Genomic DNA, 5,780 nt, shown 5'->3' with positions numbered 1-5,780 from the left:
GGGGACCCGACCCGGGAGATCCTGAATACGGTCAAGGAGGAAGAGATCGATCTCATCATCCTGCTTGCCCATGAGGAGGGACGACTGGAGCACTTTCTGTTTGGGCGGAGCAATGAAGAGATCTGTCGGACGCTGCCCTGTTCCGTCTTCTTAGTGAAGAAGGAGCCTGAGGCCATCGCATTCTGAGTTTCATAAGGAAAGAATCAAGAGACGAGGGGGAGAAATGAGCAGGGTGACCGTTGCTTGCGGCACTTGTTACTCCCGGCATGAATAAGGTATCATAAAACATATTTTTCGTGTAATTTCAGTTCGAAGGAATAGGTTTCGGCAACGATAGACTTCCACGAGCGGCATGAGGCACGCCGAGATACGCAAGGGAGCGGAGGCTCTGTGAAGGAACAACTCAGACTTCTCGTCACACTTCAGGAAATAGATTTGTCCATCGCAAGGGATCGAGAGACTATCCGCGCAATCCCAAGAAAGATTTCCACGGTCGAAAAACCTCTCAAGGATGCGCAGGCACTTTTTGACAAGGAGAAGGAAAAATGCGGCGCGATGGAGAAGAAGAAGAAAGAGCGGGAACGGTTGCTCGATGACGTACAGGAAAAGATACGGAAATTAAAGGCCCGCGTCTCCGAAATTAAAAACAACAAGGAATACCAGGCACACCTGAAAGAGATCGCTTCGGCAGAGGAAGAACTCTCCGCCGCGGAGGACCAGATCCTCGTCTTGATGGAATCCATCGATGTCGCATGCAAGGCACTGAAGACGGAAGAGGCGGGTGTTGCGGCGGAGAGGGCGAAAGTGGAGGCATTCCGGAAGAAGCTCGACGAAGAAGTCGCCGCTGCGGAAAAAGAGCTGGAAGCGCAGAAGCTGCTGAGGGAAGAGACCGTCGGACGTATCGATAAAGACGTCTACGAACTCTATTTTTCGATACTCGGATCGCAGGGCGGACTGGCCGTCGCCGGCGCGAAGGACGAAATCTGTCTCGGGTGCAACATGAATATCCCGCCCCAGCTCTTTGTCGAGCTGAAGAAAAATGAGAAGATCATGCATTGTCCCCAGTGTGGAAGGATACTCTACTGGAAGGGAGAAGAAGACCTTCGGGAGCATGAGAATTCTTCCCCAGTCGGCATACGGTGAGAATAACCCTTTAGGTCAGCAGATATCCTCCCCCGACATTCCTTGACATTTCTAATAATACTATCATATAATTCCATTAAAATAATTAATGATGGAAGACCACAAACTAAAGGTATTCTGTACCGTCGCGGAGACGAAGAGCTTTTCAAAGGCCTCGGAAATCATCCATCTCACGCAGCCCGCGGTCAGTCTTCAGATACAGGCCCTCGAGGAACTCTATGAAACAAAGCTTTTTGACAGGTCTTCAAATACCGTCGTTCTCACGCCCGCCGGAGAGATCCTCTACAAATACGCAAAAGAGATACTCTCTCTCTATGCCTCCGCCGCAAAGCATATCGGTGAGATCACGGGTCTCGTCAAGGGGAGCATCAGCATCGGTGCGAGCACGACGATTGGGAACCATCTCCTTCCTGCGGTGATCGCAGACTTCCGGAAGACCCATCCGAAGATTCGGATCCATCTCCTCGTCGGCAATACGAAGAGGATCGTGGAGCTCCTCAATCTGGGGAATGTTGACATCGGTCTCGTGGAAGGCGATGTGACGAAACAGAAACTCATAGCGGAGAAACTCCTCATCGACGAACTCGTCGTTATCGTTCCGCCCCTGCACCCGTGGACCAGAAAAAAGGAGATCTCGCTCTTCGATCTCACGAAGGAGCCTTTCATCCTGAGGGAGGAGGGTTCCGGGACAAGGCAGATAATCGAAAAATATCTCAATAAACACGGCATAAGCACTCACGACATGAAGGTGTCGATGATGCTCGGAAGCACGGAAGCGATCAAGGAGGCGGTCGAAAGCGGCATGGGGATCTCGATAGTCTCCCGCTGGGCCGCCCGGAAAGAGTCCAAGTACGGGAGCCTCAAGGTGTTGAGCATCAAGGAAGAAAAATTATTCAGGGATTTTTCGCTCATATTCCACAAGAACGCGGTCGCATCCCATGCCGTGGACGAGTTCCTCACGTACGTGAAGAGTTATCCCTTCGACAGACTCATGTCGTAAGAAGACCTGGATGCACGAGACGGGGCTATTGGACGACAAGCCTGCCTGAGCCCCTGACGACCTTCCCGACGACCGAGAAATGAACCCCCGTTGATGCGAACCTTTCGATGTTGGACTCCGGAACGGCGATGAGAAGGCCGCCGGAAGTCTGAGGGTCCGTGAGAACCAACTTCTCCTCCTCCGTGACAGCCTTCCTGAAATCGACCTTTCCTTCCAGGAACTTCAGGTTGTCGTACGCGCCGGAAGGGACGATGCCCGATGCTATGAACTCCCGCACACGCTCAAGGACGGGCACCGCATCATGCCCGATGACGAAATCCACTCGTGACCCCTTTACCATGGTGTAGGCGTGCCCCAAGAGACCGAAGCCCGTCACATCGGTAGCAGCGGTAGCGCCCGCACGGATGGCTGCCTCGGATGCCCTGTCGTTCAGGGTGAGCATCCACCTCACCGTGGACTCGATCTCCTGGTCCGCAATTTTTCTCCCCTTGAGGGCTGTCGTGATGACACCGATGCCGAGGGGCTTTGTGAGGACGAGGACGTCACCGGGAGCGGCGCCGCCGGCCCTCAATATTCTATCCCTGTCGACGGTACCCGTAACAGAGAGACCGAACTTCAATTCGCTGTCCTCAAAGCTATGTCCGCCCATGAGCGTCACACCGGCGGCTTTCATGACCTTCAGGGCGCCACTCAGAATGTCCTTTATGACGGGTGGTCCATAATCGCACGGCGAAAACCCCATGATGGCGAGTGCGGTGAGGGGTCTCCCCCCCATGGCATACACATCGCTCAGGGAGTTCGCGGCACTTATCGAACCGAAGGTAACAGGATCATTCACGAGAGGCGTTATGACGTCCACGGTCTCGACAATCGCATATCGTCCGTCCAGAAGATAAACACCCGCGTCATCTCCGGGTCCGACAACGACGGCATCGTCCGGGCTCTTCTGAATTGAGGCCATGATCTCTTCAAGGTCCGCCGGACCTAACTTGGCAGCTCAGCCTGCCGCCTTCACCTTTTCGGTTAGCCGGTAATCCATGACGGGTCTATAATATCCAATCCGAAAATCATAAGACAAGCTTGTCGGGATCAGCTACGGAACGAGTTGCAACGCCTTGCAGATAGCCCACCCGAGAAGAACGCACGCAGGGATGGTGAGGATCCACGCGATGACGATATTTCCTCCTATCCCCCAGCGGACCGCCGACAACCGTTTGGACGCACCGACGCCCATGATCGTAGATGAGATCACGTGGGTCGTCGAGACCGGGAGTCCGATCCGGGAGGCAACTTCGATGATCGTCGCTGCCGCAGTCTCAGCGGCAAAGCCGTGAACAGGCCTGAGGTGGACAAGACGGACACCGAGTGTTTTTATGATCCTCCAGCCGCCTGCTGCCGTTCCCGACGCCATCGCTGTCGCACAGAGGACAATCACCCACAGGGGGACGTGGAAATCGGAAAGTCTGTAATAGCTCACAATCGCCATGGTGATGATACCCATCGTCTTCTGGGCGTCGTTACTACCGTGGCTGAAGGCCATATAGGCTGCGGAGAGGATCTGGAGCCGGCCGAAGAGCGTGCTCACGAGAGCAGGAGCCGATCTCCTGAAGAGCCATATGAAGAATACCATGACGAGAAAACCGAGCACGATTCCGAGGAGGGGCGAAAGAATCAGGCCGATGAGAACCTTGTACACCCCTTTCGCGATGACAACACGCGTGCCCGCCGTTGCGACAGCGGCGCCGACGAGACTCGAAAGGATGGCATGGCTCGATGACGTGGGAAGACCGAAATACCAGGTGAGGAGGTCCCATACGATCGCGGCAACGAGAGCGGAAACCACGGTGATCTGCGTAACCGACGAGGCCTCAACGAGACCTGCCCCCACCGTTTTCGCGACGGCAGTCCCCGAAAAAGCACCGACCATGTTCAGGATTGCCGCCATGGATACCGCCACCTTTGGAGACAGAACCCGTGTTGACACCGATGTGGCGATGGCATTCGCCGTGTCGTGGAACCCGTTGATAAAATCGAAGACCGTCGCGAGGACTATAACGGAGACGAGGAGAACGTATGTGTCATGCATTTTTGAGGACTATGCCTTCCAGGACATTTGCGACATCCTCGCACCTGTCCGAGGCATCTTCGAAGTGTTCGTATACCTCTTTCCATTTGATGATGAGGAGGGGGTCCTTCATGTCGTCGAAGAGTCTTCCGAGGGCGTCTCTGAAGATCCTGTCGATCTTGTTTTCGAGCCTGTTTATCTCTATGCAGTGCTCCTGAACGTGTGAATAGTTTTTGTTCTTCAACTCTGTTATCGTCTTCTGCAAAACCTCCGTCGTCCGATGGAGGTCTCTCGCTATCTCCTTTGCCTCCTCCGTGGGCGAAGTTATTTTGAAGACGATCATCCTGTCTACACCGCCCCAGACGAGATCGAGGATGTCATCTATCCTCGACGCGAGGGCATGAATATCCTCCCGATCGATCGGCGTGATGAATGTCTTGTTGAGTTTCCTCATGATGTCGTGGGTCAGCATGTCCCCGTCCTGCTCGATCTCGTAAATCTCCTTTGCCCTGGTCTCGAGATCATCGAAATTCTCCATGAGGGCGACGAGGGAAGAGGTGGCTTTTGTGAGGTTAATGGCAGCCTTGTCGAAGATGTCGAAGAAATCTATTTCCTTTGGAAAGAATCTCATTTTGCGTGATTAAGATATACAAATCACCGGATAAAGTCAAATCCGCCTGTTGGTGGTATAATGCTTACGGTGTACGTATTCCTCAATAACGGACTTATCCCGAAAGCGGAGGCGAGGGTCTCCGTCTTCGACCACGGGTTCCTCTATGGAGACGGTATCTATGAGACCATGAGGGCTTACGACGGCGTCGTCTTCATGATGGATGAACATCTCGCGAGGCTCCATCGCTCGGCAGACCTGATAAAGCTTTCCGTACTCAAAGATGCCGCCGCGTTGAAGGCTGCACTCTTCGAGACCCTTGTCGCCAATTCCCTGAAGAACGCCTATGTGAGGATAACCGTCTCGCGGGGGTACGGACCGATCGGGCTTGACCCCGACCTCTGCAGGGAGCCGACCCTCGTGATCATCGCCGAGGAGATGAGGGATTACCCGAAAAGCTATTATGAACGGGGGTTACAGGTGATTATCGCCCGCACGAGGCGGAACCTGAAGGAGGCCCTCAATCCTCAGATAAAGTCTCTGAATTTCCTCAATAACATTCTCGCAAAGGTCGAGGCCAAGGAGAGGGACGCCTATGAATCCTTGATGCTCAACGTCTCAGGGCATATCACCGAAGGGACTGTCAGCAACGTCTTCTTTTATAAGGATGCGGTGCTCTGCACGCCCTCCCCGGATTGCGGAATCCTCGACGGTATTACGAGGAAGATTGTCCTCGACCTTGCGGTGAGAGAGGGCCTCACCGTGAAGGAAGGCATGTTCACCGCCGGGGATATCTCCGGAGCTCAAGAGGTCTTTCTGACGAACACGACCATGGAGGTGATGCCGGTCTGCCGGATTGATGGGACGACGTACAAGGTGGGAGAAGTTGCAAGGCTCTTGCGAAAGGCATACCGGGATGAGGTCAGAGCGTATGTGACCGCGGCAAAAGGCAGCGGGCCTTC

At 54.2% G+C, this 5,780-nt stretch carries 6 protein-coding genes and 1 pseudogene; 4 read left to right on the top strand and 3 right to left on the bottom strand.

Translation table 11 applies throughout. The annotated features are described in order from the left end of the window. The 3 genes from VEI96_08950 to VEI96_08940 form a co-directional block, all read left to right on the top strand. The coding region (locus VEI96_08950) for a universal stress protein (GenBank protein HXX58112.1) at positions 1 to 186 on the top strand (186 nt) is incomplete at its 5' end. A 204-nt stretch (positions 187 to 390) separates the two neighbouring features. Continuing rightward, the gene (locus tag VEI96_08945; protein HXX58111.1) at positions 391 to 1,143 is read left to right on the top strand and encodes a C4-type zinc ribbon domain-containing protein; all 753 of its coding nucleotides are present in this window, start codon (positions 391 to 393) and stop codon (positions 1,141 to 1,143) included. Between the two features lie 88 nt (positions 1,144 to 1,231). Then, a complete protein-coding gene (locus VEI96_08940; protein HXX58110.1) occupies positions 1,232 to 2,143 on the top strand; it encodes a selenium metabolism-associated LysR family transcriptional regulator in 912 nt (303 codons plus the stop codon). A gap of 25 nt (positions 2,144 to 2,168) precedes the next feature. Here the strand turns inward: VEI96_08940 and selD are convergent. The 3 genes and pseudogenes from selD to VEI96_08925 all read right to left on the bottom strand — a co-directional run bounded on the left by selD (position 2,169) and on the right by VEI96_08925 (position 4,839). Beyond that, positions 2,169 to 3,128, bottom strand: a pseudogene (gene selD, locus VEI96_08935) (selenide, water dikinase SelD). 108 nt (positions 3,129 to 3,236) lie between these two features. Continuing rightward, complete coding sequence (locus VEI96_08930; GenBank protein ID HXX58109.1) at positions 3,237 to 4,229, bottom strand: inorganic phosphate transporter; 993 nt, start codon at positions 4,227 to 4,229, stop codon at positions 3,237 to 3,239. Beyond that, the gene (locus VEI96_08925; GenBank protein ID HXX58108.1) at positions 4,222 to 4,839 is read right to left on the bottom strand and encodes a DUF47 family protein; all 618 of its coding nucleotides are present in this window, start codon (positions 4,837 to 4,839) and stop codon (positions 4,222 to 4,224) included. Before VEI96_08925 ends, VEI96_08930 begins: the two co-directional genes overlap by 8 nt. Positions 4,840 to 4,899: 60 nt before the next feature. Here VEI96_08925 and VEI96_08920 point away from each other — a divergent pair. Further along, the coding region (locus VEI96_08920) for an aminotransferase class IV (GenBank protein HXX58107.1) at positions 4,900 to 5,780 on the top strand (881 nt) is incomplete at its 3' end.

The sequence above is a fragment of the Thermodesulfovibrionales bacterium genome (assembly GCA_035622735.1).
GTDB lineage: Bacteria > Nitrospirota > Thermodesulfovibrionia > Thermodesulfovibrionales > UBA9159 > DASPUT01.
Note: the sequence above shows the minus strand (reverse complement) of the source record. Positions and strands in the feature narration are given on the sequence as shown.